The 25,974-nt window shown below is 39.8% G+C and carries 26 protein-coding genes, 1 tRNA gene and 1 other annotated feature; of the genes, 16 read left to right on the top strand and 11 right to left on the bottom strand.

The genetic code is table 11. From position 1 onward, the window contains the following. Nucleotides 1-71 precede the first annotated feature (71 nt). Nucleotides 72-554, top strand: coding sequence for a DinB family protein (locus tag AC6HZ4_RS15395; RefSeq protein WP_497490470.1), 483 nt, complete (start codon nucleotides 72-74; stop codon nucleotides 552-554). Between the two features lie 184 nt (nucleotides 555-738). On the opposite strand, the gene AC6HZ4_RS15390 is transcribed toward AC6HZ4_RS15395, so the two are convergent. From AC6HZ4_RS15390 to AC6HZ4_RS15375, 4 genes are read right to left on the bottom strand one after another with little or no spacing between them, the layout of a single operon-like run. Beyond that, nucleotides 739-1,038: a spore coat protein gene (locus AC6HZ4_RS15390; RefSeq protein WP_497490468.1), complete on the bottom strand. Its 300-nt coding sequence runs from the start codon at nucleotides 1,036-1,038 to the stop codon at nucleotides 739-741. Then, complete coding sequence (locus tag AC6HZ4_RS15385; protein WP_497490466.1) at nucleotides 1,035-1,241, bottom strand: hypothetical protein; 207 nt, start codon at nucleotides 1,239-1,241, stop codon at nucleotides 1,035-1,037. Before AC6HZ4_RS15385 ends, AC6HZ4_RS15390 begins: the two co-directional genes overlap by 4 nt. Nucleotides 1,242-1,280: 39 nt before the next feature. Next, on the bottom strand, nucleotides 1,281-1,556 hold the full coding sequence (locus tag AC6HZ4_RS15380; protein ID WP_497490465.1) for a spore coat protein: 276 nt from the start codon (nucleotides 1,554-1,556) through the stop codon (nucleotides 1,281-1,283). A 12-nt stretch (nucleotides 1,557-1,568) separates the two neighbouring features. Then, the gene (locus AC6HZ4_RS15375; protein ID WP_497490464.1) at nucleotides 1,569-1,784 is read right to left on the bottom strand and encodes a hypothetical protein; all 216 of its coding nucleotides are present in this window, start codon (nucleotides 1,782-1,784) and stop codon (nucleotides 1,569-1,571) included. A 308-nt stretch (nucleotides 1,785-2,092) separates the two neighbouring features. On the opposite strand from AC6HZ4_RS15375, the gene AC6HZ4_RS15370 reads away from it, so the two are divergent. The 3 genes from AC6HZ4_RS15370 (at nucleotide 2,093) to AC6HZ4_RS15360 (ending at nucleotide 4,446) form a co-directional block, all read left to right on the top strand. Continuing rightward, nucleotides 2,093-2,473, top strand: coding sequence for a hypothetical protein (locus AC6HZ4_RS15370; RefSeq protein WP_497490463.1), 381 nt, complete (start codon nucleotides 2,093-2,095; stop codon nucleotides 2,471-2,473). 209 nt (nucleotides 2,474-2,682) lie between these two features. Further along, nucleotides 2,683-2,898, top strand: a complete 216-nt coding sequence (locus tag AC6HZ4_RS15365; protein ID WP_497490462.1) for a hypothetical protein — start codon at nucleotides 2,683-2,685, stop codon at nucleotides 2,896-2,898. A 225-nt stretch (nucleotides 2,899-3,123) separates the two neighbouring features. After that, nucleotides 3,124-4,446 carry an FAD-dependent oxidoreductase gene (locus tag AC6HZ4_RS15360; RefSeq protein ID WP_497495730.1) on the top strand — a complete coding sequence of 441 codons (1,323 nt, stop codon included), beginning with the start codon at nucleotides 3,124-3,126 and terminating at the stop codon, nucleotides 4,444-4,446. 315 nt (nucleotides 4,447-4,761) lie between these two features. On the opposite strand, the gene AC6HZ4_RS15355 is transcribed toward AC6HZ4_RS15360, so the two are convergent. The 3 genes from AC6HZ4_RS15355 to AC6HZ4_RS15345 form a co-directional block, all read right to left on the bottom strand. Beyond that, on the bottom strand, nucleotides 4,762-5,832 hold the full coding sequence (locus AC6HZ4_RS15355) for a sulfite oxidase (RefSeq protein WP_497490461.1): 1,071 nt from the start codon (nucleotides 5,830-5,832) through the stop codon (nucleotides 4,762-4,764). 354 nt (nucleotides 5,833-6,186) lie between these two features. Further along, nucleotides 6,187-7,008, bottom strand: coding sequence for an SDR family NAD(P)-dependent oxidoreductase (locus AC6HZ4_RS15350; RefSeq protein ID WP_497490460.1), 822 nt, complete (start codon nucleotides 7,006-7,008; stop codon nucleotides 6,187-6,189). Between the two features lie 406 nt (nucleotides 7,009-7,414). After that, a complete protein-coding gene (locus AC6HZ4_RS15345) occupies nucleotides 7,415-8,236 on the bottom strand; it encodes a PaaX family transcriptional regulator C-terminal domain-containing protein (RefSeq protein ID WP_497490459.1) in 822 nt (273 codons plus the stop codon). 230 nt (nucleotides 8,237-8,466) lie between these two features. Between AC6HZ4_RS15345 and AC6HZ4_RS15340 the strand changes: the two genes are divergently transcribed. The 4 genes from AC6HZ4_RS15340 to ilvA all read left to right on the top strand — a co-directional run bounded on the left by AC6HZ4_RS15340 (nucleotide 8,467) and on the right by ilvA (nucleotide 14,130). Beyond that, entirely contained in the window at nucleotides 8,467-9,351 is an 885-nt protein-coding gene (locus AC6HZ4_RS15340; RefSeq protein ID WP_497490458.1) for an alpha/beta fold hydrolase, read from the top strand. A gap of 211 nt (nucleotides 9,352-9,562) precedes the next feature. Next, nucleotides 9,563-10,498, top strand: a complete 936-nt coding sequence (gene cysK, locus AC6HZ4_RS15335; RefSeq protein ID WP_497490457.1) for a cysteine synthase A — start codon at nucleotides 9,563-9,565, stop codon at nucleotides 10,496-10,498. 463 nt (nucleotides 10,499-10,961) lie between these two features. Then, nucleotides 10,962-11,657 carry a CAP domain-containing protein gene (locus AC6HZ4_RS15330; RefSeq protein ID WP_497490455.1) on the top strand — a complete coding sequence of 232 codons (696 nt, stop codon included), beginning with the start codon at nucleotides 10,962-10,964 and terminating at the stop codon, nucleotides 11,655-11,657. Between the two features lie 1,213 nt (nucleotides 11,658-12,870). After that, entirely contained in the window at nucleotides 12,871-14,130 is a 1,260-nt protein-coding gene (gene ilvA, locus AC6HZ4_RS15325; RefSeq protein ID WP_497490454.1) for a threonine ammonia-lyase IlvA, read from the top strand. Nucleotides 14,131-14,539: 409 nt separating this feature from the next. Here ilvA and AC6HZ4_RS15320 read toward each other — a convergent pair whose 3' ends face one another. Beyond that, nucleotides 14,540-15,865: an ArsB/NhaD family transporter gene (locus AC6HZ4_RS15320; RefSeq protein WP_497490453.1), complete on the bottom strand. Its 1,326-nt coding sequence runs from the start codon at nucleotides 15,863-15,865 to the stop codon at nucleotides 14,540-14,542. Between the two features lie 182 nt (nucleotides 15,866-16,047). Here AC6HZ4_RS15320 and AC6HZ4_RS15315 point away from each other — a divergent pair, with 182 nt between their 5' ends. From AC6HZ4_RS15315 to AC6HZ4_RS15305, 3 genes are all read left to right on the top strand, one after another. Next, nucleotides 16,048-16,395 carry a YojF family protein gene (locus AC6HZ4_RS15315; RefSeq protein WP_497490451.1) on the top strand — a complete coding sequence of 116 codons (348 nt, stop codon included), beginning with the start codon at nucleotides 16,048-16,050 and terminating at the stop codon, nucleotides 16,393-16,395. 14 nt (nucleotides 16,396-16,409) lie between these two features. Then, entirely contained in the window at nucleotides 16,410-17,069 is a 660-nt protein-coding gene (gene bshB2, locus AC6HZ4_RS15310; protein ID WP_497490450.1) for a bacillithiol biosynthesis deacetylase BshB2, read from the top strand. Between the two features lie 360 nt (nucleotides 17,070-17,429). Then, nucleotides 17,430-17,687 (top strand) — a binding site (T-box leader). A gap of 80 nt (nucleotides 17,688-17,767) precedes the next feature. Next, a complete protein-coding gene (locus tag AC6HZ4_RS15305) occupies nucleotides 17,768-19,444 on the top strand; it encodes a 2-isopropylmalate synthase (RefSeq protein ID WP_497490449.1) in 1,677 nt (558 codons plus the stop codon). A 207-nt stretch (nucleotides 19,445-19,651) separates the two neighbouring features. Here the strand turns inward: AC6HZ4_RS15305 and pepT are convergent, their stop codons facing one another. Next, nucleotides 19,652-20,887 carry a peptidase T gene (pepT, locus tag AC6HZ4_RS15300; RefSeq protein ID WP_497490448.1) on the bottom strand — a complete coding sequence of 412 codons (1,236 nt, stop codon included), beginning with the start codon at nucleotides 20,885-20,887 and terminating at the stop codon, nucleotides 19,652-19,654. Between the two features lie 153 nt (nucleotides 20,888-21,040). Here pepT and AC6HZ4_RS15295 point away from each other — a divergent pair, with 153 nt between their 5' ends. Beyond that, entirely contained in the window at nucleotides 21,041-21,508 is a 468-nt protein-coding gene (locus AC6HZ4_RS15295; protein ID WP_497490447.1) for a YbaK/EbsC family protein, read from the top strand. Nucleotides 21,509-21,608: 100 nt separating this feature from the next. Here the strand turns inward: AC6HZ4_RS15295 and yyaC are convergent, their stop codons facing one another. Together yyaC and AC6HZ4_RS15285 are read right to left on the bottom strand one after the other, a co-directional pair. Beyond that, nucleotides 21,609-22,169 carry a spore protease YyaC gene (gene yyaC / locus AC6HZ4_RS15290; protein ID WP_497490446.1) on the bottom strand — a complete coding sequence of 187 codons (561 nt, stop codon included), beginning with the start codon at nucleotides 22,167-22,169 and terminating at the stop codon, nucleotides 21,609-21,611. Nucleotides 22,170-22,283: 114 nt separating this feature from the next. After that, nucleotides 22,284-22,368: transfer RNA gene (locus AC6HZ4_RS15285), tRNA-OTHER, on the bottom strand. 180 nt (nucleotides 22,369-22,548) lie between these two features. Here AC6HZ4_RS15285 and AC6HZ4_RS15280 point away from each other — a divergent pair. From AC6HZ4_RS15280 to AC6HZ4_RS15265, 4 genes are all read left to right on the top strand, one after another. Continuing rightward, nucleotides 22,549-23,673, top strand: coding sequence for a TIGR04053 family radical SAM/SPASM domain-containing protein (locus AC6HZ4_RS15280; RefSeq protein ID WP_497490445.1), 1,125 nt, complete (start codon nucleotides 22,549-22,551; stop codon nucleotides 23,671-23,673). A 135-nt stretch (nucleotides 23,674-23,808) separates the two neighbouring features. Next, entirely contained in the window at nucleotides 23,809-24,570 is a 762-nt protein-coding gene (locus tag AC6HZ4_RS15275) for an SDR family oxidoreductase (protein WP_497490444.1), read from the top strand. A gap of 466 nt (nucleotides 24,571-25,036) precedes the next feature. After that, nucleotides 25,037-25,591: a hypothetical protein gene (locus AC6HZ4_RS15270; protein ID WP_497490443.1), complete on the top strand. Its 555-nt coding sequence runs from the start codon at nucleotides 25,037-25,039 to the stop codon at nucleotides 25,589-25,591. Between the two features lie 53 nt (nucleotides 25,592-25,644). Continuing rightward, nucleotides 25,645-25,899, top strand: coding sequence for a hypothetical protein (locus tag AC6HZ4_RS15265; RefSeq protein ID WP_497490442.1), 255 nt, complete (start codon nucleotides 25,645-25,647; stop codon nucleotides 25,897-25,899). Nucleotides 25,900-25,974 lie beyond the last annotated feature (75 nt).

Genomic DNA, 25,974 nt, shown 5'->3' with positions numbered 1-25,974 from the left:
GTTGGAAATTTCATATAGTTATGTTGTTATAAAAATAGGAACATACGACTCTATGTACGGAGGAATAAAAAATGGATAGTTCTTTTTTAAAATATCACCATTGGGCTAATATAAAACTAATTAATCATTTAGGTACGATGCCGGAGACGATATTGAATGAAGAGATTCAGAGTGTATTTCCAAGCGTCATGAGAACTTTGCAGCATGTTTATGAAGTAGATAAGATTTGGCTTTATCGAATAGATCAAAGCCTTCCGAATCGTAATGTTCTCCTATTCAATTCAATACTAGAAGCAAAAAATAGCTTTCTTGAGCTGCAACAACAATATCAAGAAATTTTAGAGAACAAAATCAAAATAAACAGCCCTGTTATATACACTAACTCTAGTGGAACTGAATTTACGAACTCTCTTGAAGAGATTGTGATTCACATCGTAAACCATGGTACTTACCATAGGGGGAATATCTCCGCTATGTTACGACAGTTAGGCACAAAGTCTGTATCTACTGACTATATACTTTACTTAAGAGACAATGTGTCGAACGATGCTTAAATAGAAAAATTATAAAAAATCTATACCCGAAACATAAAGATCGTGAAGAGAATGTGTGGTTTGTCTTTGTTTGTCATTTAAATGTCGATTGGATAAAATAAAGGGTCTGTAAGCAAAGAAAAATACGATGCACGATATTCCATCGTGTTTTTCTTTGCTGCTATTTGTAGTGGTTTAAGTACAATTAATTTTTTGCAAGCTGTAATGCTTGCTCCACAGTATTCATGTCTACTTGAAGCTGCTTAGAGGTATCAAGAGGATAATAATATTCTTCACTTATCATATAATCGGAAATTTGCTTATGAAATTTGATACAATCCTCTAAATGCTGAATTAATGTGTTACGCACCTCTGGGGTAGCTGTTTCTGTAATTGCCAATGCATACTGTTTAATTGCAGACTTAGCAGCAATGAGTATATCTGTTGCGATGACTTGGTCTGTTAATGCCGTCATTCCAGTTAGTTTTTCCATAAATTGATTCATTGTAGGCGTCTCCCGTTTGTTAAGTGATTTTTGATATCTTCAGCATGTCGAGAAGACATATCGACATCCTGCTGCATAATTTTCTTTAGTTTTTCGTCTGTTACCAGCTTTTGCATTACAGATGATTTTGTAACACATAGGCTTTTAAAAACTAGCAGCTCATGTAATTCTAAGGATTCATGTATTCCTAAATTTTCCTGCATGTATTTCACCCCAAGTTCATTTAGAATTTTACCTGCTAATTACTGTTGCAAAGCTTCATCCGCGTATACAATATCCTTTTGCAGCTGTTCGGAAACATTGTACGCATCGTAAATTCCTCTATCCTGAAGAAAGTTATAAATCTTCTCATGCTGCGCAATTGCTTTTTGCAATTCCTCATGAAAAAACGTATGGATCTCAGGTGACGCAGCCTCTGTAAGAGCAGCTGCAAAATCTTTAATCGCTGCCTTGGTTTCGAACAGCATATCCGTTGCGATGACTTGGTCTAGAAAGCTTATTTTTCTTTTATTAGGCATCTTTCTTTCCTCCTACTGTTTCATTTGCGCAGCTGCCGTGCGAAGAAATGGTTGCATCTTGCTGATTGTCGCTGTTCCTTGTTCAATCCCTTGCTGGATAAGCTTCTTTAACTCCACATTCTCCGTCTGTTGCAGCCGTGACTTTGCTTCTATTAAACAAGCCGCTTTAAAATTCATCATTTCACGCATATCTGTAATCTCATGTACACCAAAATGCTGACTTTCCATCGTGAACGCTCCTTTGCTTACTGGATGAGTGTAGTTTTTGTTACGGGTAAGGAAGCTATTCTTATACAGGCTATTTTTTCTTCTAAACTGCGGATATACATGCTGTAGTAAACAGTAGTTGTACAACATCCCTCATATCTGCAAAAGAAACATAATTGATCATAATTCAACAATTAGAAGTGCTTTATTGTTTTTTCATCTGTTATTACATTCTGCTTTGATTGATATTTAGCTACCATGGGCTTGATTGGCAAATAAGGACAATAAAAAAGTAATTTATGTTATATTTTTAAACATGCATTTGCTGTATGCTTAAAACCATAATGAAAATAGGTTTATTTGTTTCTACCCTATCTGGTGCTGTATTGCTAATAGCTCTTATTTTAAAAGCGCCGCTGCCAGCCGTCCTTGTTCCTATATTCTTTTTAGTAAGCTCTCTTGGAGTTATTGCTACAACTTCTTTTTCATTAGCGATGGAGACACAAGGACATATTGCGGGAAGCGCCTCTGCATTATTAGGTTTATTGCCATTTATACTTGGCTCATTAGCGGCTCCGCTTGTAGGAATAGCAGGTGAACATACAGCCGTTCCAATGGGAGTGGTTATTTTTTCAGCCAGTTTTTTGGCACTGGCTTCCTACTATGGATTAGTCCGAAAAGCTTCTTTAGCAGTACAAGCTTCAAGGTAATCTGCAGCAAAATGTGTTTTGCGCTGGCATTTACGTTGCTAGCGCGGAGATGTTAGACAAACGCAAAAGGGAATGAAAGTAGCTTGGCGGAGAACTGCACACGCAGCTCTCTTTTTTTGTCACCGAATCTTACTAGAATCCTATCTCTTATTAACCAAAATAAGGTAAAATTTAGGTGTGGAGATATAAAATGAAGGGGGAATACGGAAATGGAAAAAGTGATTGAACGCAGTCCCGCTCCAAAGCTGCTAGAGAAACATTGCCCTAGCTGCGAAAGGACTACTCAGCATGAATGTAGTACCTGGTACCCTAGTGATTTAGAGGTACTCAGTACCTTCAACGCCTGCGCTGTATTAGTCGTTTGCAAGCATTGCGGCGGAACAACTGTACAGATGGAATTTGTTGAAGGGTTACTTTTGCCTTAATTAGATTGGCAGTTCTCCTATTCCTTTCGGACGCGAATAGGGAAAGCTGCCATATTTAGATGTAAACGAAAAAAGGATCCTTTTCAAAAGAGAAAAGCCTTCCAATATGGGAACAAGAGTTGATACTCTATTTCCAACTTTCGTTAATAAATAAACTTAATTATGATAACTAACAAAGTTAGTTGTTACCAAAAAGTACAAATCATGGGGAGCGAAGGAAGAGATATGTGGGAGAATGCTATAGTTATTGGAGGAGGTATTGCTGGTAAATTAGCTGCTAAAGCTTTGTCTCATTCCTTTCAACAAGTGACAATCTTGGAGGCAGGTCAGGAGCATAAAGAAAAAGTTCCTAGAAGGAGGGTTCCACAAAGCTATCATCCACATGTCTTATTAAAAAGAGGAGAAGAAGCAATTGAGGAATTATTTCCGCAGTTCATCGATCAATTGATAGAGGATGGAAGCATTGTAACTGATTTTACTAGGGATCTGAAGTGGCATCATTTTGGTGTCTGGAAGCAACGATTTTCAGGAGAATTCATAATGATTCAACAAAGTCGTCCTATGCTTGAGTTTCATTTGCAAAGACGTGTTGATCAAGCCGTCAATATTGTGACTAGATATGAAACAATGGTTGAGGAACTGTTAGTAGACCATCAGGACAATAAAATACGTGGAGTGCGGGTACGCTGCTTGAAAACAGGAACAGAAGAGGAACTTCATGCATCTTTAGTTGTTGATGCCAGTGGATTCGGTTCAAGGAGCGTGGAGTGGTTAAAAACATATGGTATAGAAGTTAAAGAAGAAAAGGTGTGGATTCAATTATTCTATGCCACTAGATTATTTCATCTAAATCATCAAGAAGATTTGGAATGGGATAACCTTCTTATTTCGCCAAGTTTCCCTGAAAATCCTTACGGCGCATATATCCAAACCATTGAAGAGGATCGATTCTCTGTGACTTTTAGTGGTTATGCCAATGAACGTGCGCCGCAAACTAGTGAAGAGTTTTTGGCTTATGCCCAAAGGTTACCTGTTCCTGATGTACTTCATTTTCTCGAACAAGCAGAGCCTATTACAAGCATAAAAATACATAAGATTCCTTACCAAGTCCGCCGGCGCTTTGACCTAGCAAGGCGCGTACCAGAAGGCTTCTTAGTAATTGGAGATGCGCACTGCCGCTTCGATCCTCTTTTTGGACAAGGGATTTCTGTCGCTGCAATGGAAGTTTTAGAGTTACAAAGATGTCTTCAACAAATTGTACATCTCGATAAAGGCTTAACTCAAAGATTTCATAAGAGGATTGCAAAGTTGATCGCAACTCCATGGGAGATGGCTACCACAGAAGCGTTTCGTCATCCCAATGTAAAAGGGAAGAGGTCTCCTGTACTCCCAATTAAACAGTGGTACAGCAAAAAGATATATCGACTTTCAGCTTTTGAACCAGAAATTTATATCCGATTGGTAAGGGTGATGAATTTAATCCGCACCCCTTTTCATCTTTTTCATCCTAAAGCATTGTTCGCGATATTCACTAGTCAGCGGAAATAGATAGTTTAATAGGCAGAAATGTTCAACTTTTGTTATCCAACTTTAATCGTATACAACGAGCAGTCGATGTAGCTTTAAAAATGAATGGAAAGCTTGTCTTGCTTGGACGGAGTATGGCAGGTTCTGATGCAATGAAAAACCTTCAGGACAGTTGTAATTCATTCTCTAATTCTTAGATATACTTACTGATGCTATTACTCTAAAAAAGCGTAGGGTCAGTATGAAGAAGTAAAATTTATTTAAGTGGAAGCAATAAACAGGAATGCCAAGAAAACGCCCTTTGTATGCAAAAACAAAGGGCGTTTTGTGTCGTGTTTATTCAATCCTAACGTTAGTTTTAGTTATGGCATTATAGCCGTAGCCTTTTCTATTCCAGAATGGGCTGGCAGGTTGGCTTTGATTATATGAATCAGTTGCTTTTGCCATAATTGTGTACTCTCCTTTTTCCAATACAACCCATTCATATGACCAAGAAGACCACCCGTATATGTTTGTATCTTGATTCATAATACTTGCGTCTGACCAGGTGTTTCCAGAATCTGTACTAATCTCAACCTTTGAAATAACCCCTTTACCAGTCCAAGCAATACCTCTAATGATATGCTTACCGGTATTGAGAATTTTCATGTTTAGCGGTTGCTGTATAGTAGAATTCACATTTATTGTTGTAACAGGGAAAGAATCAGCATCATTTTCTTTATTCGGATAATACATATAATCAATCGACTGAAACGGCCCTTTAAATGTAGAATTAATGATGCTAATTTGCTTAACCCATTTTACAGAGGCCATTCCATACCACTGTGGAACAATTAATCTTAACGGATAACCATGCTTAAAAGAAATAGGTTGATTGTTATATTCATAAGCAATTATGGTATCAGGGTGAAGGGCTTTTTCCAAAGGCAGGCTTCTAGTGTAAGTATAAACGTTATCCAAATCAGTTCTTCTTCCATAATCATACCCTTCCACTACAACCTCTTTTGCACCTGTTTGTATTCCTGTTAATTCAAGGAGGGCTCTTAGGGGAACCCCTTTCCATTGTCCCTGACTCATACCGCCATTTTCCCATTGCTCGCCAAATACCTTCGGCTCGAATAAACTGCGCTTATTTCCAGCGCATTCTAGGACAACTTTTATCGTTTTTGAAGGTAACTTAAGGATGTCCTGCATGGAAAATACTCTTGGGATTACAACTGAACCATTTATGGGCAGCCAATAGTTTGAATAAGTAAGTGCTGGATAAGAAAAATGGTTTCTTCTGTAGAACACTTTATGATCAGTTAGAGCTCCCGTAATAAAATGTATCGGTGTTTCTTGATTCTCAGGCTGCAAGCTGCGTACAATGAGAGATGGTTTTGCCAATGGATAGCGTTCATTTGACATGGTTGCCTCCTAGGTAAAAAAGTTGTTGGTTATATATATGCTGGTGAAGCTATAGATTTGTGAGCAGCTTCGTATTTAAAAAAATAATATTTGCTCTTAGTGCAGCTAAAACAGTAGGGTGTTAAAGAAACATAATCTTGTTTTTTATTTTATCTATGCTTTTAAACCCGCCTCCACTTAGCTTTGCTTGAAGTGAAGGAGTCTATTTCCTAAGAACTTCGCTCTATTGAATAGATTTGGTTACTAACATTAGACAACAATTTGGGAAAGCACTCCCTGGCTGTATTCTAAAAACTCTTGGTATGTAAGGGCTTTGGGCTATGAAATTGATTGAATTAAGAAATGTATACAGAATTATTCTGCATTAATTTTAGATTTTCTCCCAACGTGTACAACATATTTCATAAGTTTCCGGTGCAGACTTGGGAATAAAGCGAAGAGGATATCAGTTGTTTTCTTTAGCCCAACGGTAGTTATAATCAGTTTTTGTTTCTCAATTCCCTTAACGATAATTTCTGCACACTTTTCACTGCTAATATTGTTTTTTTGATTTTTATTGAAGATGTTCCTGTCAAAGTCAGACATATCCATTGTTTGAGCTATAGGTGTTGTGACAAAGGCAGGGCAGACTGCACTTACTTTCACACCAAACTCTTCTGCTTCATAGTGTAATGAAGTGGTTAAGGCTAGGACAGCATGTTTGGTGGCTCCATAGGATGCTGTTAGAGGAGCGGGGCCGAATGCAGCAGCAGACGAAGTATTAATAATATAACCATGCCCCTGCGTCCGCATCAATTTATATGCGGCGGTTGTCCCGTAGACAACTCCTAGTAAATTAACGTTTATCATCCTTTTCCATTGTTCGGACGTAATGTTATAAAATTCACTCATGGAAGAAATACCTGCGTTATTAAACATGAAATCTAGATGACCATGTACATCATGCACCTTTTGAACCAGTTCGTTAACCATACTTTCATCTGTTACATCAATGTACTGGAAAGATGCTTTTCCTCCTGCATCATTAATAGAACTGACCACGTTGTTGCCTCCGGTAATGTCTATGTCAGCGATGACAACATGTGCTCCTTTCCGTGCCAACAATTCTGCCAAGGATTTTCCTATCCCGGATGCTCCGCCTGTTATTATTGCTACTTTCCCTTTAAAAGTAACCATGATTGCTCCTCCTAAAAATTATTATCCGCTCCCAAAGAATCGGCTTGTGATGATTTAAAGATTTAAAATATCGAAGTAACTTTATAGTATCATTAGGTTTAAGATATAATAAATTATATAACATTCGAATATTTTTTTGTTATATTATAAAGTGTTGCCGAATTATAGATTAGACAGATTTTTAGGTGAAGCAGTATTGGCTAAAGAATATACAACATGGCGGGAAGGGATCAGGAAGAGTCAACTATATAGATATGGTTTATTTACAGAATGATGATTAAAAGAAGGTGTTGGCAAAGCAGCAGTGTAATAAAGGAGCCGAATAGGAGAAGAGGTCTCAGATCTAAGCAGGAAGAAATAGTCCTTTTTAGATCTGATTTTTTTAATTGTTAGCATCTCTGGGACATCACAACTGGTCATCGACGAATCTGCTGTAAAATGAATCCTCGGGTATAAGATAAGCCAAGGATGCTTGAGCTTTATAAAAAGCAGACAGCACTCGGGTGCCTATCCAACTTGGCGGAAGAAATTCCGGAGGCAGCATCGGGTCAATAGATAATAGTGCCTGGATAGCCTCACGGATTTCTAGATAGCAAATAAATGTAGTCAGGGTGTTATGACTTTGCCTGTTAAAAAGTTGGTAAACTTGAGGTTCAAACTCATCATTAAACCATTTGAATTTCTCTTTATAAAGTTCATTGATATTCTCGAGATCCCATATACTTGCTGCTTCATTTGGTCCTCTAGCACCTGCATTATGTATTTTGTTTAGGATAAACTCATGACTTGCAAGAAGCGTAACATACTCCTCGATTTCTAGGTTATCAACTAGCTTTATAACTTCGGTTGTAATATCCCATGGGTAGACATAAACACTTTTATATAGTGATCCAAACCCTAATTGTATTAGACCGCGCCTAAATGAATCTCTTTTCTTTCTTTCGGTTTCCGGTATTTCCATTAAAACCATATACCACTTTTTATCCCACAATCGGTTATAAAAGTTCTCTTTGTTGTACATAGAGCGTACTGATGCTCGACCTGAAGGGGTTATGGAATAAATAGAACGATCAGGAGAAGTTACATAATTCAGTTTTTTCAACTTTGACAATAGGTTTCTTATGGTCTGAGGTGTATAATTCCTTGCTTCGTATATTTTTATTAGTTCTTTTCCCTCAAGTTGTTCTACTTTTGATAATAAGTATAATATTTGGTTTTCAACAGTCATGAAATGTTACCTCCAAGTGCATGTAGGAACAGAAGGAATATAAATTAAGATACTGATTCCTTACCCTATTGTACTAATCTCTTTTACAATTATCAAAAATACATGTAGGAGACAACGCTTCTTATTGACAAGAAGATATTGGAAAAATATAATTAAGTTATTAACATTCGTTTAATTTTTTGTTATAAGTGATAAAGAGCACTTCAAGTTTACAAAATTAGGGGGGGATTATGAACACTATTCGAGTTCTCAAACAATATGAAGAAGAGTACCTCGAAACATATAATAAGAGCTTGCGGCTTTGGCCTGTAGAGTATTCCGTTTATTATGTTAAAACACCCTTTGGAAAGACGCACATAGTTGAATGCGGAAAACAATCTGCTCCGCCTCTTATTTTGTTGCATGGTGGAAGCATGAGTTCAACGATGTGGTATCCAAATGTATTAAAGTGGAGTAAACATTATCGTGTAATTGCCATTGATATAATGGGAGACAAAAATAAAAGTATTCCTGCAAAAAACTTTTCTAATCGTAAGAGTCATGCACAATGGCTGATGGAAGTTCTTGACGAAATGTCTATAGAAAAAGCAGATTTCGTAGCGTTATCATTTGGTGCACTAAATATTGTTAATTTTCTTTTACACGCTCCTGAACGAGCAAATAAGGCAGTCCTTATGAGTCCGGCAGAAACATTCGTGCATTTCAATCCAGCCTTCTACTCATACGCTTTTGGCATGGTTCAAAATAAAGAAGGTGTTGATAGATTCTTGCAATGGCTTTTTCATGATCGATACGTTTTACATCCGTATATTAAAGAACAATTGGTAGCTGGAATGATGTGGATAGATACGGTGCGAAGCAGTAAACCAAATCATTCAGGTTTTCCTTGTGTCTTTACTGATGAGGAATTAGGCTCCATTCAAACTCCTGTTTTACTGTTATTTGGAGAAAATGAAGTAATGTATGATGCTAAGGAAGCCTATGTCCGAGCTAGCAATACTATCAAAGGTGTAACTGTTGAAATAGTGAGAAATGTAGGCCATTTAATGTCAATGGAAAACCCATCATACATTTCTGATAGAGTGCTAGAATTTTTGGTTGATGAAATGGACTAGGATAAGATTCACCAATTACTTAGATCGGAGAAGAATTGTAATGCAAAAAGGGGATTTATGTATAGTTTTTGAAGCAAGTCCTTTGGGAATAGCAGCAAAAGAGTTGCTTTCAAAAGGAAGGCAACATCAATAAATAGGAGTCGAGTTGCATAAGTTTCGGGAAGTATAGAAGTTATTAAAGAATAAAAACTTACTTTTGGAGGTGGGTATATTGTCAAGAATTGCAAAAAACTTAACAGATTTAATTGGTAATACACCTTTATTGGAACTTTCTAATTATAATGCAAGCAGGGATCTTAAGGCGACAATTGTTGCTAAATTAGAATACTTCAATCCCGCAGGAAGTGTTAAAGACAGGATTGGGTATGCCATGATTAAAGATGCTGAGAGCAGGGGGTTAATCAACAAAGATTCTGTTATTATTGAGCCAACTAGCGGCAATACCGGAATTGCACTCGCTTTTGCAGCTGCAGCATTAGGATACAAACTGATTATAACACTTCCAGAAACCTTTAGTATTGAGAGAAGAAAGCTTTTAAAGGCGCTTGGTGCAACACTCATTCTAACGCCAGGATCAGAGGGAATGAGGGGGGCTATTAAAAAAGCGGAAGAACTAGCCGCCCAGATACCGAATTCGTATATCCCGCAACAATTCAATAATTTAGCTAATCCGGAAACTCATCGGCAAACCACTGCCCAAGAGATTTGGAGAGACACTGATGGTGCAGTTGATATTTTTATTGGCGGGGTCGGAACAGGTGGAACAGTCACTGGAGTTGGAGAGGTATTAAAGCGGAATAAGCCTTCTGTGAAAGTTGTTGCTGTTGAACCTTTTGATTCACAGGTTCTTTCAGGAGGCAAACCAGGAGTGCATAGTATTCAGGGCATTGGTGCCGGGTTTGTACCAAATATCTTCAACAGGTTGATTGTTGATGAAATTTTTACAGTGAAGAATGAAGAGGCATTTGTAACTGCTCAGAAGTTAGCTCAACTTGAAGGATTATTGGTAGGAATCTCTTCAGGTGCCGCTGTATTTGCCGCAACCCAGATTGCCAAACGGAACGAAAACGAAGGAAAGATGATTGTTGTTTTACTGCCTGATACTGGAGAACGTTATTTGTCTACAGCCCTCTTTCAGGAAGACTGAGTAAACACCCTCTATTATAAAGTTAATTTAAAAAAGTTCCTCATAAACAAATAACATTCTAGCTTTATGATCAAATATATAGGAAAAGGAAGTGAATTTTGATGAAGGTATTTGAGCATTCCGGACACTTAGCTTGTTTTGAAGAAGCGAAGATATTCAATAGCATTATGATTCATAAAGTATTAATTAAGTGCTAGAGGTAAAAAAATGCTATTGTTCCAGCAACTAATCCAGCTGCCATTATTATAGCAAAGCTGCGTGTCCATCACTTTACGAACAATATATAATGCTCATGATTCATGCCTCTCAGGAAAAATCCCCCATAAAAAAGACAGATTGTTATCAAGATTTACATGCTAGTGAAGAAATGTTAACAACATGGACGTTCTTATTTTTTGTCTACGAAACTATGATACACTCACGTTGTAATAGACAATTAGGGAATATAGGGGAGAGAGACGACATGAAGAAAACGTGGATCGCAACGCTTGCCACAGCAGCATTTTTAATACTTGGACAAGCTATTCCAGCTGAACAAGCAGAGGCAGCTGTTACGGTACAGACCGGACAGCAGGCAAAAACAACTGCAGCACTGTATATGTATAATTCTTACGGCTATTCAATAGGTGTAGTTCCGCAGGGTACAACAGTTAAAGTAAACTATGTATCTGGTAGCTGGGCGCAAATTACGTATAGCGGCAAAACAGGGTATGTAAATGCAAACTATTTAAAATCGACCGTTGTAGCATCGACACCGACAACAACATCAACAGTTTCAACGCTTAGTGCATATGAGAAAAGAGTAGTTGAGCTAACGAATGCTGAACGGGCAAAAAATGGACTAGCAGCGCTGAAAATCGACACTGAGCTTAGCAAGGTAGCGCGCGCTAAGTCACAGGATATGTCCAATAATAATTACTTTAGTCATACAAGTCCAACATATGGCTCACCATTTGATATGATGCGCTCCTTCGGTATAACATATCGTGCGGCAGGCGAGAATATTGCGATGGGCCAAGTGACACCGGAAGCCGTTGTAAACGCTTGGATGAACAGTTCAGGTCATCGTGCGAACATCTTAAATAGCACGTATACACATATTGGAGTTGGATATGTGTCAGGGAAAAATATTTGGACGCAAATGTTTATTGCGAAATAATGACCAAAGGCCGTTGCTTAGCAACGGTCTTTCAGTCTGTCGTTACATCATTTTTCGAAACGCTCACAAGAGTTACTTACGCCTTTTCGTAAAATAAAAACCTTAAGAAAATAAGCAGCTTGATGAGAGGCTCTTGTAGTTTCTCAATTTTGTACCGGCATGATCAAACAAAAACAAAGCTATACACGAAAAAGCAGAGAATGACGGGAGAAACTGCCCTTCGTCTGACCGTTCATTGTTGCTGCAGAAATAAACAGAACGTGTTTCAATACAAGCAAGAGGCTATTCGCCTCTTGCAATCAACCTCTTGCAATCAACCTCTCCTTTCTAATTTCTCACCTCTTTTCACAGTGCTGTAACGTGCTGCTGACCAGATGCAAAAGCAACAACCTATGTGAAAACAGCCTTTGAAGGAAGTTACCTGATCAAAGAGTAGACTGCACTTCTCCGTTTTAGATGCGTGGAGGACTAGCAGATTCTCGAGGATGAGTGGTATTGGGAGTTTGTAGATCAAAAACTACATATGCATTCAGCTAATTACCAATATAAAAGAAGTGTTACAGTATTTATAAGAGAGATGGTATATTCGGAAAACGAATATGCCTTTTTATCAATGTTATCTAGCGAGTGCACCTTTTTAAATCTCCTCCCAAAGAACTTCGTGTAAGTTTCATGTGCAAGAAATTTTCAGTCTTCATCTATTTAGAACATAGATGAACTCGTTAAAGTACGTAAGATCTGTAATGGAAGTAAATGCTATAGTATAAGGAATGAGAGTATTAACGAGACAGAAGAGAGAAAATGGTTTACAATATATGAGAAGGGCTTGCGGACAAAGGAACTGGATAGAAGGCCGCGTATCCCCCATGTTTGTATATGATAGAATGCTTTTTAGCATCTGTACAGCATTCATTTGTTCCGTATAGCAATGAGGAATGACGAAGTGAAAAGATATGTATTATTCTTAAAAAATAGGCTGAATTGAATCCGAAATGTTTGAGCGCACCTGTAGACATCGACTAAAGGAACAATCATTTATGCTTTGATATGAGAATGATTTCAATCTTAGTATGAGTATATATGAGTTGTTATATTAAAATATTGCTTTCTAACAGGCTTATTTTAATTTTCAATAAAAATACAATACAAAATATTTTCTGAATTTTGTATAATATGTAACATAGAAAATTCGAAGTAAGGCAGGTACGAAACGATGAGAAATGTAAAGGAAGCCATCAAGATCGAGGATATCCTCGTCGCTCACAGCACGTTAAAGGATGTTGTTTATAATACGCCGCTGCAGCGAGACCCGATTTTATCTGAGCAATATGACTGTAACGTGTATTTAAAGAGGGAGGATCAGCAGGTAGTACGTTCCTTCAAAATCCGTGGAGCGTATAATTGTATCAATAATCTGCAGCCCGATCAGCTTAAAAATGGCGTAGTGTGTGCTAGCGCAGGTAACCATGCGCAAGGTGTGGCCTATACATGCCGAAAGCTAAACATACCTGCCAAAATTTTCATGCCGAGCCCGACACCAAATCAAAAGGTATCGCAAGTACGATTTTTTGGCGGGGCTAATGTGGAAATTATTTTAACGGGAGATACTTTTGATAGCGCCTATGCTGAGGCTGTTCAATATGCAAAAGCACACGGTATGGCATTTATCCATCCGTTTGACAATCCAGACGTAATTGCCGGGCAAGGAACAATTGGTGTAGAAATTTTACACGATATTGACCGGCCAATTGATTATATGTTCATGTCAATTGGCGGCGGCGGTTTAATTTCAGGGGTTGGAACGTATGTGAAAAGCGTTTCTCCATCTACGAAGATTATTGGAGTAGAGCCGGCAGGAGCTGCTTCCATGAATGCATCCATGAAGGAAGAAAAAGTCGTTACGCTTCCGCAAATTGATCCGTTTGTTGATGGAGCAGCTGTGAAGCAGGTAGGACATTTAACATATGAGATTTGTAAGGAAGTTCTTGATGACATTGTGACTGTACCTGAAGGCAAAGTATGTACCACGCTTTTGGAATTGTATAGCAAAAATGCCATTGTCGCTGAGCCGGCTGGTGCATTGCCAATCGCTGCGCTTGACTTTTACCGAGATGAAATTCGCGGCAAAACAGTCGTATTCATTGTGAGCGGAGGAAACAATGATATCGGCCGCATGCAGGAGATTAAAGAGCGTTCGCTTATGTATGAAGGATTAAAGCATTACTTTATCGTTAATTTTCCGCAGCGTCCACGTGCTTTGCGCGAGTTTCTTGATGATGTACTCGGACCGAATGATGATATTACTCGCTTTGAATATACGAAAAAGAGCAATAAGGATAACGGACCAGCTCTTGTTGGTATTGAACTGACATGTAAAGAGGATTATGAGCCTTTGGTGCAGCGTATGAATGCGCATGGTATTAAGTATATGGAGATTAATCACGATCCAACGTTGTTTAATCTGTTGGTTTAAAATATGAGAGCGCCCAACCCTTGATAAATAAAGGTTCGGTGCTCTTTTTGTTAGGGTGCCTAGATTGTTTGCTTAGCAGCAGCGATTTCCTTTTTTAGGTATAAGGTTTTAAATTTCATTTACTGTAATGGTTGTTTAGTTAAGGCTCTTTTCTAAACAATTGTTGCTGCAGAAATAAACAGAACATGTTTCGATACAAGCAAGAGGCTATTCGCTTCTTGCAATCAACCTCTCCTTTCTAATTTCTCACCTCTTTTCACAGTGCTGTAACGTGCTGCTGGCCAGATGCAAAAGCAACAATCTATGCGAAAACAGCCTTAGTTAAAGAACAAAAAAGGCATTCCAGAGTACAATTGCACTTCGAAATACCTTTTTTGATGATATTACTATGTTTTTTGAACTTGTCCTTTTACTGCAAGTAACGCAAGTAAATATAAAAGTGTGAAATCAGCAAAGAAATAATCGTAAACGGCAAGCCGATTTTTAAAAAGGTCATGTAGCTGAATCCATGTCCTTCACGGCTGGCAATGCCTGCAACTACTACGTTAGCTGATGCACCAATCAAAGTGCCGTTTCCGCCAAGACATGCTCCGAGAGCGAGTGCCCACCATAGAACTTCGATTTGTGATGCATCGGGAGATAGACCAAGCCCATGAGCCAAATCCTTAATGAGCGGGATCATCGTAGCAACAAATGGGATATTGTCAATTGTTGCTGAAGCGGTTCCGGATACCCATAAAATGAGCAAAGCTGCAGAGGATATGTCACCGCCTGTAATTTGCAGAACATGCTTAGCTAAAGAACCAATCAATCCAATGTCAACCAGCGCGCCGACAAGCACAAATAAACCCGCAAAGAAGAAAATTGTTACCCATTCGACTCCGGCAAACACCTCTTCTAGTTCATGCTGCTTTACGCCGATTAGCATCAGCACCGTTGCACCTGTTAAGGCAATCACAGCAGCATCCACATGGATTACGGAGTGAAGAATGAAGCCGAGAACGGTAAGGGCTAATACGGACAGTGATTTCTTTAAGAGAGCTGCATCGCGTATGTATTCTTCTTCCCGTAAGGACATGAGCGCTTGAATTTGTTCTGGTGTCGTCTGTAAGCGCTTGTAATATAAGAAGTACAAAATAGCAAGCAGGACAGCAGTGATGATTAAAACAACGGGCGCTAAATTCAATAGAAATGCGTTAAAGTCCAAGTGTTTGTTAGCTGCGCCAATCATAATGTTAGGCGGGTCACCGATTAACGTAGCTGTACCTCCGATATTTGAAAAGATAACCTCTGAGATAAGGTACGGTATAGGATTGACCTGTAGAATACGCGTAATGGATAAAGTCACAGGAACCACAAGCAATACAGTTGTAACATTATCCAAAAAAGCAGATCCAACTGCTGTTAAAAGGGACAATAAAAGCAAAATACGAATAGGCTGCCCTTTTGCTGCTTTTGCCGCTTTAATGGCGACAAACTCAAATACTCCTGATTTGCTTGTAATGTTTACAAGAATCATCATGCCAATTAGGAGTGTAATGGTTTCCCATTGAATATGAGTAGTAAAAGCGGAGTGAGTGTCTACGACTCCGATGATCACCATAATCGCTGCTCCAAGCAGGGCGATGACGGCCCTGTTTATTTTTTCTGAAATAATAAGAGCGTACGCAACTACAAATAGTGAGATAGCGGTGTAATATTGCCATGCGGCAACGTCATGAGCAGTATGATCCAATGATGCTTCCCCTTTCTTTCCTAAATCGTAAATTAATTCTAGCAAGTCAAGTATACGGGATAAATGAAATGAGGAAAAGAACTAGAACAGAAAAATTGCATAAAAATCAAAAATATGTCAAGCTAAGTACTATGTTGATATTGTTTGTACATGTATGATGGATAGAAAAGGAGGGATTACCGGTGAAGCGTATTCAAGATAAAACTGCGATTCAGACTGAAATTGAAAGCTTTGCAAATCAGGATGTATATGTTCATCTGGAAACGACGAATGGTGCATATGCTACTCACACAAACGAGAAGGTAATGACAGTGGGGGCATTTATGCGAAATGCTCGTATTTCGTTCGAACGCGGGACGATTGCTGGAACAAATCCATACCGTGTTGGTTTGAAAATGGAGCATGGCTGGGTGTATGCAGAAGGTATTACACATTGGCTTAAGGATGAAAAGGGACGATTGCTGCTATCTGGTCATGATAATATGGGGAGATTGGCAGTAGCTCTTCAGTTAAGCAAGGAGCCATTTTAAAAGGAGGAAACAAGATGGAACGTCATGTACTTGTTGTACTTCCGCATCCGGATGATGAATCGTTTGGAGCAGGGGGAACGATTGCATTGCATACAAAGGCTGGTGTACCTGTTACATACGCTTGCGGTACGCTGGGGCAAATGGGACGGAATATGGGAAAAGACGTCTTTGCCAATCGGGAAACGATACCGCAAATTCGCAAAAAGGAATTAGAGGATGCTTGCAGGGAGCTAGGGATTCAAGATTTGCGCTTGTTAGGATTTCATGATAAGACGATGGAATTTGAGGATATTGATGTGGTAGCGGATGCGATTGAAGAGGTAATTCAGGATACAAATCCTTCTTTAGTTATTACCTTTTATCCAGATCAGGCGGTGCATCCGGATCATGATGCTTGCGGACGTGCAGTGATTCACGCTCTTTCCCGCATGCCTCTTGAGAAGCGTCCTGTCGTATATGCACTAGCTATCACGAAAAATCGGGTAGCAGTTCTTGGGGAGCCTGATGTTGTTATTGATGTAAATGATGTGCTGGATGTGAAGCTTGCAGCGTTGCGTGCGCACCGTTCCCAAACGGAAGCCATGCTTCAGGATATGCAGCAGAAAATAGAGAAGCAGGATGAAACAACACTCAATTGGCTTCGTTACGAACAATTTTGGATTTATAAATGGTAAGGGAATCGGTTTGTGACAGTATATTTTACCTTTAGTACGTTGCAGTGAAAAGAGCAGTATACCTTGACGGAAGGAAAAAGGAAGCAGGAGAGCGTTGTTTTAGGGTTTTCTTATCATATATAAGAGAAAACGACTTGGCGTATATGACAAGGGAACCCGCGAAGGATCATGATACAGCATAATCTTTGTATAACAAAATGGACGGCTGTCTCTGACTGGCTTGTGTATGAAATGATGCGACTTCTTTCTATATTTTCTTTAGATTGTCGATACGCACCTATGCAGAATAAAGAGGAGCATCATTATCGTCAGAATTGACTTGAAAATCTGACACTAATGTAGTACGATATTCTAAACATTTAAAATACGTTGAAGAGGAATAGTAGGATTTTTTGAGCGATCAGAGAGCTGTTGGGTGGTGCGAAACAGCCGCAAGAAAAATTTGAACTCGCCTTGAAGTAGCTCGCTGAAATGACGACAGAGTAGGTGGAGACGGATCCTAACCGTTATAGTAGGAGGATATAAGGTTGCTACAACCTGTATCTGTTAAAGTGCATGCCGTTTTGGTATGAATTAGAGTGGTACCGCGCAAGATGTCAACAGTCTTTCGTCTCTATGGAAATAGAGATGAAAGGCTTTTTTTATTGCGAATTTAGAATGAAAAAAGCAAGTATTACTGACGAAAGGATGATCATTACATGAAAAATTTTGAAAAGTATTCTAGAGGCTACTTTATGCCTCCTGTGAAAAGCATGAAATGGGTTGAGAAGGAGTATATTACTGAAGCTCCGATTTGGTGCAGTGTGGATCTTCGGGATGGAAACCAGGCTTTGGTCATTCCTATGAGTTTGGAAGAGAAGCTAGAATATTTTCAACTATTGTTGAAAATCGGTTTTAAGGAAATAGAAGTAGGCTTTCCGGCTGCATCAGAAACAGAATACGCCTTTTTGCGCACTTTAATCGAACAGGACTTGATTCCGGATGATGTGACGATCCAAGTGTTGACACAGTCGAGAGAACATATTATCCGAAAAACGTTTGAATCGCTGCGTGGTGCGAAAAAAGCGGTAGTGCATTTGTATAACTCAACTTCCGTTGCTCAGCGTGAGCAGGTATTTAAAAAATCAAAAGAGGAAATTATTGATATTGCTGTAACTGGCGCAAAACTTTTGAAGAAATATGCGGCGGAAACTGAGGGGAATTTCCAATTTCAGTACTCCCCAGAAAGCTTTACAGGTACAGAAATTGATTTTGCGCTTGATATATGTAATCGTGTACTTGATGTATGGCAGCCGACAGCTGATAACAAGGTAATTATCAACCTGCCAGCTACAGTATCCATGTCCATGCCTCATGTATATGCAAGCCAGATTGAATACATGAGTGATCATCTAAGCCACCGGGAGAATGTGATTTTGTCGCTTCATCCACACAATGATAGAGGAAGCGGTGTTGCGGATGCGGAGCTGGGATTGCTAGCTGGAGGACAGAGAATCGAGGGAACGCTGTTTGGAAATGGGGAAAGAACAGGTAACGTTGACATTGTTACGCTTGCTTTGAACCTGTATTCACATGGGGTGAATCCAGAGCTTAATTTTGAGAACCTTCCTGAAATTGCTTCCGTATACGAACGTTTGACAAGAATGAAGGTAAATGAGAGACAGCCATATGCTGGTAAGCTTGTATTTGCCGCATTTTCAGGTTCCCATCAGGATGCAATTGCCAAGGGGATGAAGTGGCGTGAGGAAAAGGAATGTGAGTATTGGACGGTTCCTTATCTGTTGATTGACCCTAAGGATATCGGCAGAGAGTATGAAGGAGATATTATTCGTATTAACAGCCAGTCGGGCAAAGGAGGAATTGGCTATCTTCTTGAGCAACAATACGGCCTTGACCTTCCGCCTCAAATGCGTGAAAACTTTGGATATACTGTGAAAAATGTATCAGATCGTTTGCATAAGGAGCTTATGCCTAATGAAATTTATGACATTTTTGTAGAGGAATATGTCAATATTAAAGCTCCAGTTGAGTTTATCAATTATCGATTTACTGAGCATGACAATTTCCAAACTATCGTATCTGTTCGGATAAAGGATAAGATTCAAGAAATTACAGGTGCAGGAAATGGAAGACTCGATGCCATCAGCAATGCTCTTCAAACTGAATTAAATATCAATTATACAAATTTAATTTATAAAGAGCATGCACTAGAGATAGGATCAAGATCACAGGCTGTATCCTATGTAGGTATCACTGCTGCGGACGGCACTGTGTATTGGGGCTGCGGGATTGATGTAGATATTATGACATCTTCTGTAAAAGCTCTATTTAGTGCGGTAAATAAAATGATGAGCAGCATAGCTGCTTCCAACTAAAATAGGCTTCTTTCCTAAGGGCTCTAAGAACGGCTAAGTCCGTTCACCTGCTCTCCCAGCGATAGAAGCGGGTTTTAGAAGAGAGCATTCATTTTTGTCGGACTATTTAAGAACGTATCAAAAGCTAACCGGGCTATAGTCGGTTAGCTTTTGTACTTTATAATGATAAGTACAACTCGTATCATGAGTTCCAAACGAGGCGCTTAATCATTTTGCTTTTTGTTCGAACAATTTTACGATTTCAACGATTACATTCACTGCTTTTAGCATATTATCGACGGAGATGTATTCATATTTACCATGGAAGTTTTCACCCCCCGTGAAAATATTCGGTGTTGGCAGTCCCATGTAAGAAAGCTGAGAACCGTCTGTACCACCTCGAATTGGTTTTACGTTTGGCTCGATGTCCAAGTTTTTCATGGCCTCATAAGCAATATCCACAATTTCCTTTACAGGTTCAATTTTCTCTCTCATATTATAATATTGATCATGTAATTCTAGCACGATGCGATCCTTGCTGTACTTGCTTTGTAAATCCTTTACAGCATTTTCGATGAATACTTTTCTATTTCTAAACATGTCCTCGTCAAAATCTCTAATAATGTAGTGCAGCTTCGTTTCTTCTACATCGCCGTGTATAGAAAGTAAATGATAGAAGCCTTCGTAGCCTTCTGTTTGCTCTGGCGTTTCCTCAGGCGGCAGCTTGCTGTGAAATTCCATGGCCATTTTCGCTGCGTTTACCATTTTTCCTTTTGCGGAGCCGGGATGGACGTTTGTTCCTTTGAACGTAAGCTTTGCTGCAGCGGCGTTGAAGCTTTCGTATTGCAGCTCCCCGAGCGGTCCTCCGTCGACTGTGTATGCATAAGCAGCATGAAAGGCTTCCACGTTAAATCTATGAGGCCCTCTACCAATCTCTTCATCCGGTGTAAAAGCAACCCTTACTTTACCGTGCTTCACCTCTGGATGATTGATAAGATAAGCCATTGCTGTCATAATTTCAGCAATGCCCGCTTTATTGTCCGCACCAAGCAGCGTTGTTCCGTCTGTCGTAATGAGCGTATGTCCTTTATACTGAGACAGCTCCGGAAAGTCCTTTGGTGACAGGTCGATATGTAAAGTTTCATTTAAAACAATGTCTGCTCCACCATAATTTTCTACAACTTGTGGATTAACGTTTGCCCCAGTAAAATCAGTCGCCGTATCCACGTGTGCTAAAAAGCCGATTGTGGGTACTTGTTTATTCGTATTAGCAGGGAGTGTTGCCATGACGTAGCCGTTCTCATCAATTGTTACATCTTGCATACCGATTGTTTGCAGTTCTTCTACCAGCATATGAGCGAGCGTCAGTTGTCCTGCTGTAGAAGGACAAGCGTCATTGCTAGCGTTAGATTGTGTATCTACCTTTACGTAAGAAATAAACCTTTGCATAATTTCGTCTTTCATTTACATCATCTCCCTTTTATTGGTATATGTTTATCCTACCACACTCGCGGAAACGGTACACGTTAGAGGGGGATCAAGTGTGATGTTTTGCCTTTTGCACTGCTGCTGTACTATTATAATTTATGAAGCATAGATAGAAGGGGATGTGCAAGAATGTCAATTGAGCGTGTAAAGCAATACATACATAAATATGATACGAGTTTAGAGCCTCTTGTATTTCAAGAGAGCTTAAAGACATCAGAGGAAGCAGCGAATGTTCTTGGCGTGGAGGTAGGACAAATTGCTAAGTCGATTTTGTTTCGCTCCGGAGAGCAATTTGCTTTATTTGTAACAGCCGGGGATATACGAATTCATAATAAGAAAGTAAAGGCCTTGTTAGGCGGATCAAAGCCTAAGATGGCAACACCGGAAGAGGTGGAAAACGTGACCGGCTTTCGTGTTGGAGCAGTATGTCCGTTTGCCTTAAAAACGGAGGTTCCAATTTATATCGACATTTCGATGAAACGGTTTGATAAAGTGTATACAGCAGCCGGTATTGTGGAATCTGCTCTGCCTATTACGTATGAGCAGCTAATAGCTATTACAAAAGGGATTGAAATTGATCCGACAACGGCTGAGTGAGACCACATGAGAGTAGGATTTGTTCGGTAAGGAACAAATCCCGTGCAGTGGGAGGATGGAGGACAGGAGATTATCATAAGAATATGCTTCGCCAGCATGCTTATGAAAAAAGCATAATACGTTCGTTGTGATCATAATTGAAGTGCTGTCGCGCAGTTAAAGCGATACCAGTCGCAATCGCGCGAGCCATTTCATACACAACATGCAGATTAGTGTAAGGAAGAGCGTTGGAGATCACATCGCCTTCTTCGAGTACAACTCCCATTATACTTGCATCGCCTACAGCGGGAAATTGCCTCCCTAATGCGGACCCGGGACGCATATTGCCTTGACGGACAACGATATGATGAACATAATCAGCTTTGCCAATAATACTGTCCACAGCAAGCAGCCAGGTGTGCGGAGGAAGAGAAAGGTTTTGCACAGTATTCTCTAAGTTGGTTGCATCTATCGGTTGCTTTAAGTTGCCGATTACTTGTAAATGCTCCGGGTATAACCCGTTTAACAGCGTACCAACAAACGGTCCTAGACTGTCGCCATTAATGCGATTACTGCCGATGCATAAGACAGCGATTTGTTCTACATGCTTGGGCAAACAAGAAAATAAGCTGTTTCGAACGAGGAGAGGAGCAATAGGACGGTCATATGGAATGGCTTGCATGTATAATCACCCTTTTCCAATTTATACATGATTGTATTCGGCCTGCAAGCTGCACATTCCTCTTTTCTGAAACACGAAAAAACCGTCCTAATTGAACGGTTTTTCTACATAGAATGGACTTGGCGGGACTCGAACCCGCAAGAGGCGAAGTTATGGAGAACTCCACAACATGCTGCTCTGCCAATTGAGCTACAAGTCCGTAATATTTCAATATCTTTAGCATATCCAATTTGTTTCTTTTTATCCTACAGGAAAACAAAAAACTTAGATACTGTGGATTTATTTGTTCGCAAATAGACAAAAATGCTGTGATAAAAATCATATCTCTTCCTTTTTTCCGGCGGTACAATCATTGTATCTATGAACGGGAGGGCTTGATATGAAACAGCGAGATTTTCGCGAGAATCCTTTTATCGCCATTTGGGAGCTTACAAGAGCATGTCAGCTGCAATGCTTGCATTGCCGCGCTGAAGCGCAATACCGCCGCGACCCGAGAGAGCTGACCTTTAACGAGGGAAAACAGCTGATTGATCAGATTTATGAAATGGAAAACCCGCTTCTTGTGTTTACAGGCGGCGATCCGCTTATGCGAGAGGATGTATTTGAGATTACGAAGTATGCGGTTGAGAAGGGTGTGCGTGTGTCCATGACACCCAGTGCGACACCAAACGTTACGAAAGAGGCGATCCGAAAGGCAAAGGAGGTTGGATTGTCGCGCTGGGCATTCAGTTTGGACGGGCCTACAGCGGCCATTCATGATCATTTTCGGGGCACAAACGGATCATTCGATTTAACAGTGCAGTCCATTCAATACTTGCATGAACTAGAAATCCCGGTTCAAATTAATACAGTCATTTCAAAGTACAACATGCATGTACTTGATGAAATGGTAGAGCTTATTCAGGAGCTAAGATGTGTGCTTTGGAGCGTATTTTTCCTTGTTCCGACTGGCCGGGGGCAAGTGTCCGACATGATTTCACCGGTTGAGCATGAGAAGGTGCTGCGTTGGTTGTACAGCGTAAGCAAGCGCGTGTCGTTTGATATTAAGACAACTGCGGCTCAGCAGTATAGACGCGTTGTTATTCAAGAGAAAATGAGAGAACAAGGCGGGAATAGCCCAATTCAATATGAAACGGTACTACGGCAAGGAACTACGGGACAAGTCGATGGGCTAGGCCGTGCGCCGAAGGGGGTTAACGATGGCAATGGGTTTCTGTTTATCTCCCATATTGGTGATGTGTATCCAAGCGGACTTTTGCCTATTAAAGCAGGAAATGTAAGAGAAACACCGCTTGCTGATATATATCGCAACTCTCCTATTTTTCAACAATTGCGTAATCCAGACGGATATAAAGGAAAATGCGGTGTGTGTAAATTTCGGCATGTGTGCGGAGGATCTCGTTCCCGCGCGTATGCGGTAACGGGTGATTATTTAGAAAGCGAACCGTATTGCGTGTACATCCCGAAAGCATGGAGAACAAAGAAGGAAACATCTTCTTTTTGACGAAGCATTGTATAAAAGAAATAGATTATCTGACAGTTTTCCAACCTAGGTACACTGTCAGATAATCTATATATAGGGTATAGCAGTATAGAACAAAAAGAAACCGCTTTAATGAAGAGCGGATGAGGATTATGTATGACAAAAAAAGTAGCGATTGTAACAGGCGCAACAAGATTACAAGGAATCGGGGCTGCTGTTTGTGAAGAGCTTGCCCGACGCGGTGTTCATATTTTTTTCACCTATTGGAGTGCTTATGATGTAAAAATGCCCTGGGGTGCAACGGAGAAAGAACAACAAATTTTAAAAAATAAAATAGAGGAATATGGGGTAGAGTGCGGACATATGGAGCTAGATTTATCTGATCCAAGCGCTGCATTTTTGCTGCTTGATACAGCAGCGAAAGAAGTAGGGAAGCCGTCCATTTTAATTAATAATGCTGCTCACTCCACACATACGCCGTATGAAACGTTAACAGCTGAGCAGCTCGACGCTCATTATGCTGTAAATTTCAGAGCAAGCGCTCTGCTTAGTGCAGAATTTCTACGTCGTTTCTCCTTACAGCGAGGAGGCAGGATTATTAATCTAACGTCTGGCCAATCTCTCGGACCGATGCCAGGTGAGCTTGCATATATCGCGACGAAGGGAGCGATTGAGGCGTTTACGACATCGCTTGCGCCGGAAGCGGCGAAGAAGGGAGTAACTGTAAATGCTGTTAATCCGGGCCCGACTAATACAGGTTGGATGACAGAAGAGATTCAAAACGGGCTGCTGCCAAGATTTCCATTGGGACGAATTGGCGAGCCGCAGGATGCTGCGCGCCTTATTGCATTTCTAGCAAGTGAAGAGGCAGAGTGGGTAACAGGACAGATTATACATTCTACGGGAGGATTTTGGTAGAAAAATAGTCTTTATGTGACTTTCTATTACGTCCCAAGTTAGTGCAATGTGGATGGTTGATAAAATGATGCTGTGTAAATGACATAGCATTAAAAACCCGCTTCCTTATCGGAAGCGGGTTTTTGGCATTTGCGAAAAAAAGAGAAGCAATTTGAGTTGTGGTAATTTAATTATAAATCTAGCTTAACTTCTCAATTAATTTATTGTGGAAAGAAATACCGCTCCTTTCGGGGCGACTTTTAATTACTATAACATTTAAAACCGGCAATTAACATAAAATTTTGTATTTTTATAGACAATAGGACAAGCATTTCAAATATATTTTCATATTCTATCAACGAGAGTACCTTTTTTATAGAAAGGATATTGTTAACAAAATGAAGAATTTCTTTGTCTTTATGTTAGTATCCCTTTATTCAAAATTGGACAACTCAACTAGTTTAATTTTTAAGAAGGAGGGATAACGATGTGTGGTCGTAATAACTGTATATGCCCTGATGAGGTGGAAGTGGTTAATACTTTCGAAGAACCAGTAGTAACAGAAAGCTCACAAGCTGGAGCTACGGTGGCTGGACGAAATTATTATCTGACAACTCAGCGGCAAACGGTTGCAAGCAATGCTTCACTCTTTTTACAAATTACTAATCCAGCGGGATCAGGCAGAACCCTTCACATTGGTCAAATAGCCGGAACCGCAAATACAAACACAATCGTTACTCTTAATCGAAATGGTTCATTTGCAGCAGCAGGAACGGCTATCACACCAGTTAATGGAAACTTCGGTTCTGCTAATACAAGCGTTGCAACGGCTAAATTTGTAAACCAATTAGCCGATCCTACAGTGGGCGGGGTGATTTTTAGAGATATTCTCCAACCTGCTACAGGAGGGATAACCATATTTAAGTACAAGGGTCGAATTGTTATACCCCCTGGAACAACGTTTGTTATACGTCTAATTAATAATGCCGGTGGAGGTAATGTTTTATCTCTTGATGTTAGTTTTTGGGAAACAACTCGTTAATGTTGTCCTAAGTAATTTGAAAAATTGAATATTTAATGAGAGGAGTGATTAAAATGGCAACAGTTAACAAAATAACGGTTCCAGCTAATACACCAACAGTTATCGTTAATGGTGATGGACGCAGAGTCTGGGTGCAAGGAGGAACATTTTATTTAGGTAACTCCAACGTTGATCCAGACAATGGTATTTTTCTTTCAGGTGGTAATGAATTTATAGATCTTGGAAATGTAGCTTTATTAGAAACCATTTATGCTTATTCCACTGCTGACACCACCATAACAGTTTTTTACTATACAACAGTATTCTAACTTCAATTCACATCAATAAAAGCAAAAAGGTATCTGTATAATCTAGATACCTTCTTGTGCATATTATACAAATAT

Source organism: Ectobacillus sp. OTK (genome assembly GCF_059698935.1).
Note: the sequence above shows the minus strand (reverse complement) of the source record. Positions and strands in the feature narration are given on the sequence as shown.

Bases quoted from the DNA above. Each gene is read 5' to 3' on its own strand.
- AC6HZ4_RS15275 (WP_497490444.1), top strand. From the start codon at position 23,809: ATGACAAAAAAAGTAGCGATTGTAACAGGCGCAACAAGATTACAAGGA.
- AC6HZ4_RS15360 (WP_497495730.1), top strand. From the start codon at position 3,124: ATGTGGGAGAATGCTATAGTTATTGGAGGAGGTATTGCTGGTAAATTA.
- AC6HZ4_RS15390 (WP_497490468.1), bottom strand. From the start codon at position 1,038: ATGAATCAATTTATGGAAAAACTAACTGGAATGACGGCATTAACAGAC.
- AC6HZ4_RS15365 (WP_497490462.1), top strand. From the start codon at position 2,683: ATGGAAAAAGTGATTGAACGCAGTCCCGCTCCAAAGCTGCTAGAGAAA.
- AC6HZ4_RS15345 (WP_497490459.1), bottom strand. From the start codon at position 8,236: ATGACTGTTGAAAACCAAATATTATACTTATTATCAAAAGTAGAACAA.
- ilvA (WP_497490454.1), top strand. From the start codon at position 12,871: ATGAGAAATGTAAAGGAAGCCATCAAGATCGAGGATATCCTCGTCGCT.
- AC6HZ4_RS15280 (WP_497490445.1), top strand. From the start codon at position 22,549: ATGAAACAGCGAGATTTTCGCGAGAATCCTTTTATCGCCATTTGGGAG.
- AC6HZ4_RS15375 (WP_497490464.1), bottom strand. From the start codon at position 1,784: ATGGAAAGTCAGCATTTTGGTGTACATGAGATTACAGATATGCGTGAA.
- AC6HZ4_RS15305 (WP_497490449.1), top strand. From the start codon at position 17,768: ATGAAAAATTTTGAAAAGTATTCTAGAGGCTACTTTATGCCTCCTGTG.
- AC6HZ4_RS15385 (WP_497490466.1), bottom strand. From the start codon at position 1,241: ATGCAGGAAAATTTAGGAATACATGAATCCTTAGAATTACATGAGCTG.
- AC6HZ4_RS15395 (WP_497490470.1), top strand. From the start codon at position 72: ATGGATAGTTCTTTTTTAAAATATCACCATTGGGCTAATATAAAACTA.
- AC6HZ4_RS15330 (WP_497490455.1), top strand. From the start codon at position 10,962: ATGAAGAAAACGTGGATCGCAACGCTTGCCACAGCAGCATTTTTAATA.
- pepT (WP_497490448.1), bottom strand. From the start codon at position 20,887: ATGAAAGACGAAATTATGCAAAGGTTTATTTCTTACGTAAAGGTAGAT.
- AC6HZ4_RS15355 (WP_497490461.1), bottom strand. From the start codon at position 5,832: ATGTCAAATGAACGCTATCCATTGGCAAAACCATCTCTCATTGTACGC.
- AC6HZ4_RS15340 (WP_497490458.1), top strand. From the start codon at position 8,467: ATGAACACTATTCGAGTTCTCAAACAATATGAAGAAGAGTACCTCGAA.
- yyaC (WP_497490446.1), bottom strand. From the start codon at position 22,169: ATGCAAGCCATTCCATATGACCGTCCTATTGCTCCTCTCCTCGTTCGA.
- bshB2 (WP_497490450.1), top strand. From the start codon at position 16,410: ATGGAACGTCATGTACTTGTTGTACTTCCGCATCCGGATGATGAATCG.
- AC6HZ4_RS15270 (WP_497490443.1), top strand. From the start codon at position 25,037: ATGTGTGGTCGTAATAACTGTATATGCCCTGATGAGGTGGAAGTGGTT.
- AC6HZ4_RS15370 (WP_497490463.1), top strand. From the start codon at position 2,093: ATGCTTAAAACCATAATGAAAATAGGTTTATTTGTTTCTACCCTATCT.
- AC6HZ4_RS15295 (WP_497490447.1), top strand. From the start codon at position 21,041: ATGTCAATTGAGCGTGTAAAGCAATACATACATAAATATGATACGAGT.
- AC6HZ4_RS15350 (WP_497490460.1), bottom strand. From the start codon at position 7,008: ATGGTTACTTTTAAAGGGAAAGTAGCAATAATAACAGGCGGAGCATCC.
- AC6HZ4_RS15380 (WP_497490465.1), bottom strand. From the start codon at position 1,556: ATGCCTAATAAAAGAAAAATAAGCTTTCTAGACCAAGTCATCGCAACG.
- AC6HZ4_RS15265 (WP_497490442.1), top strand. From the start codon at position 25,645: ATGGCAACAGTTAACAAAATAACGGTTCCAGCTAATACACCAACAGTT.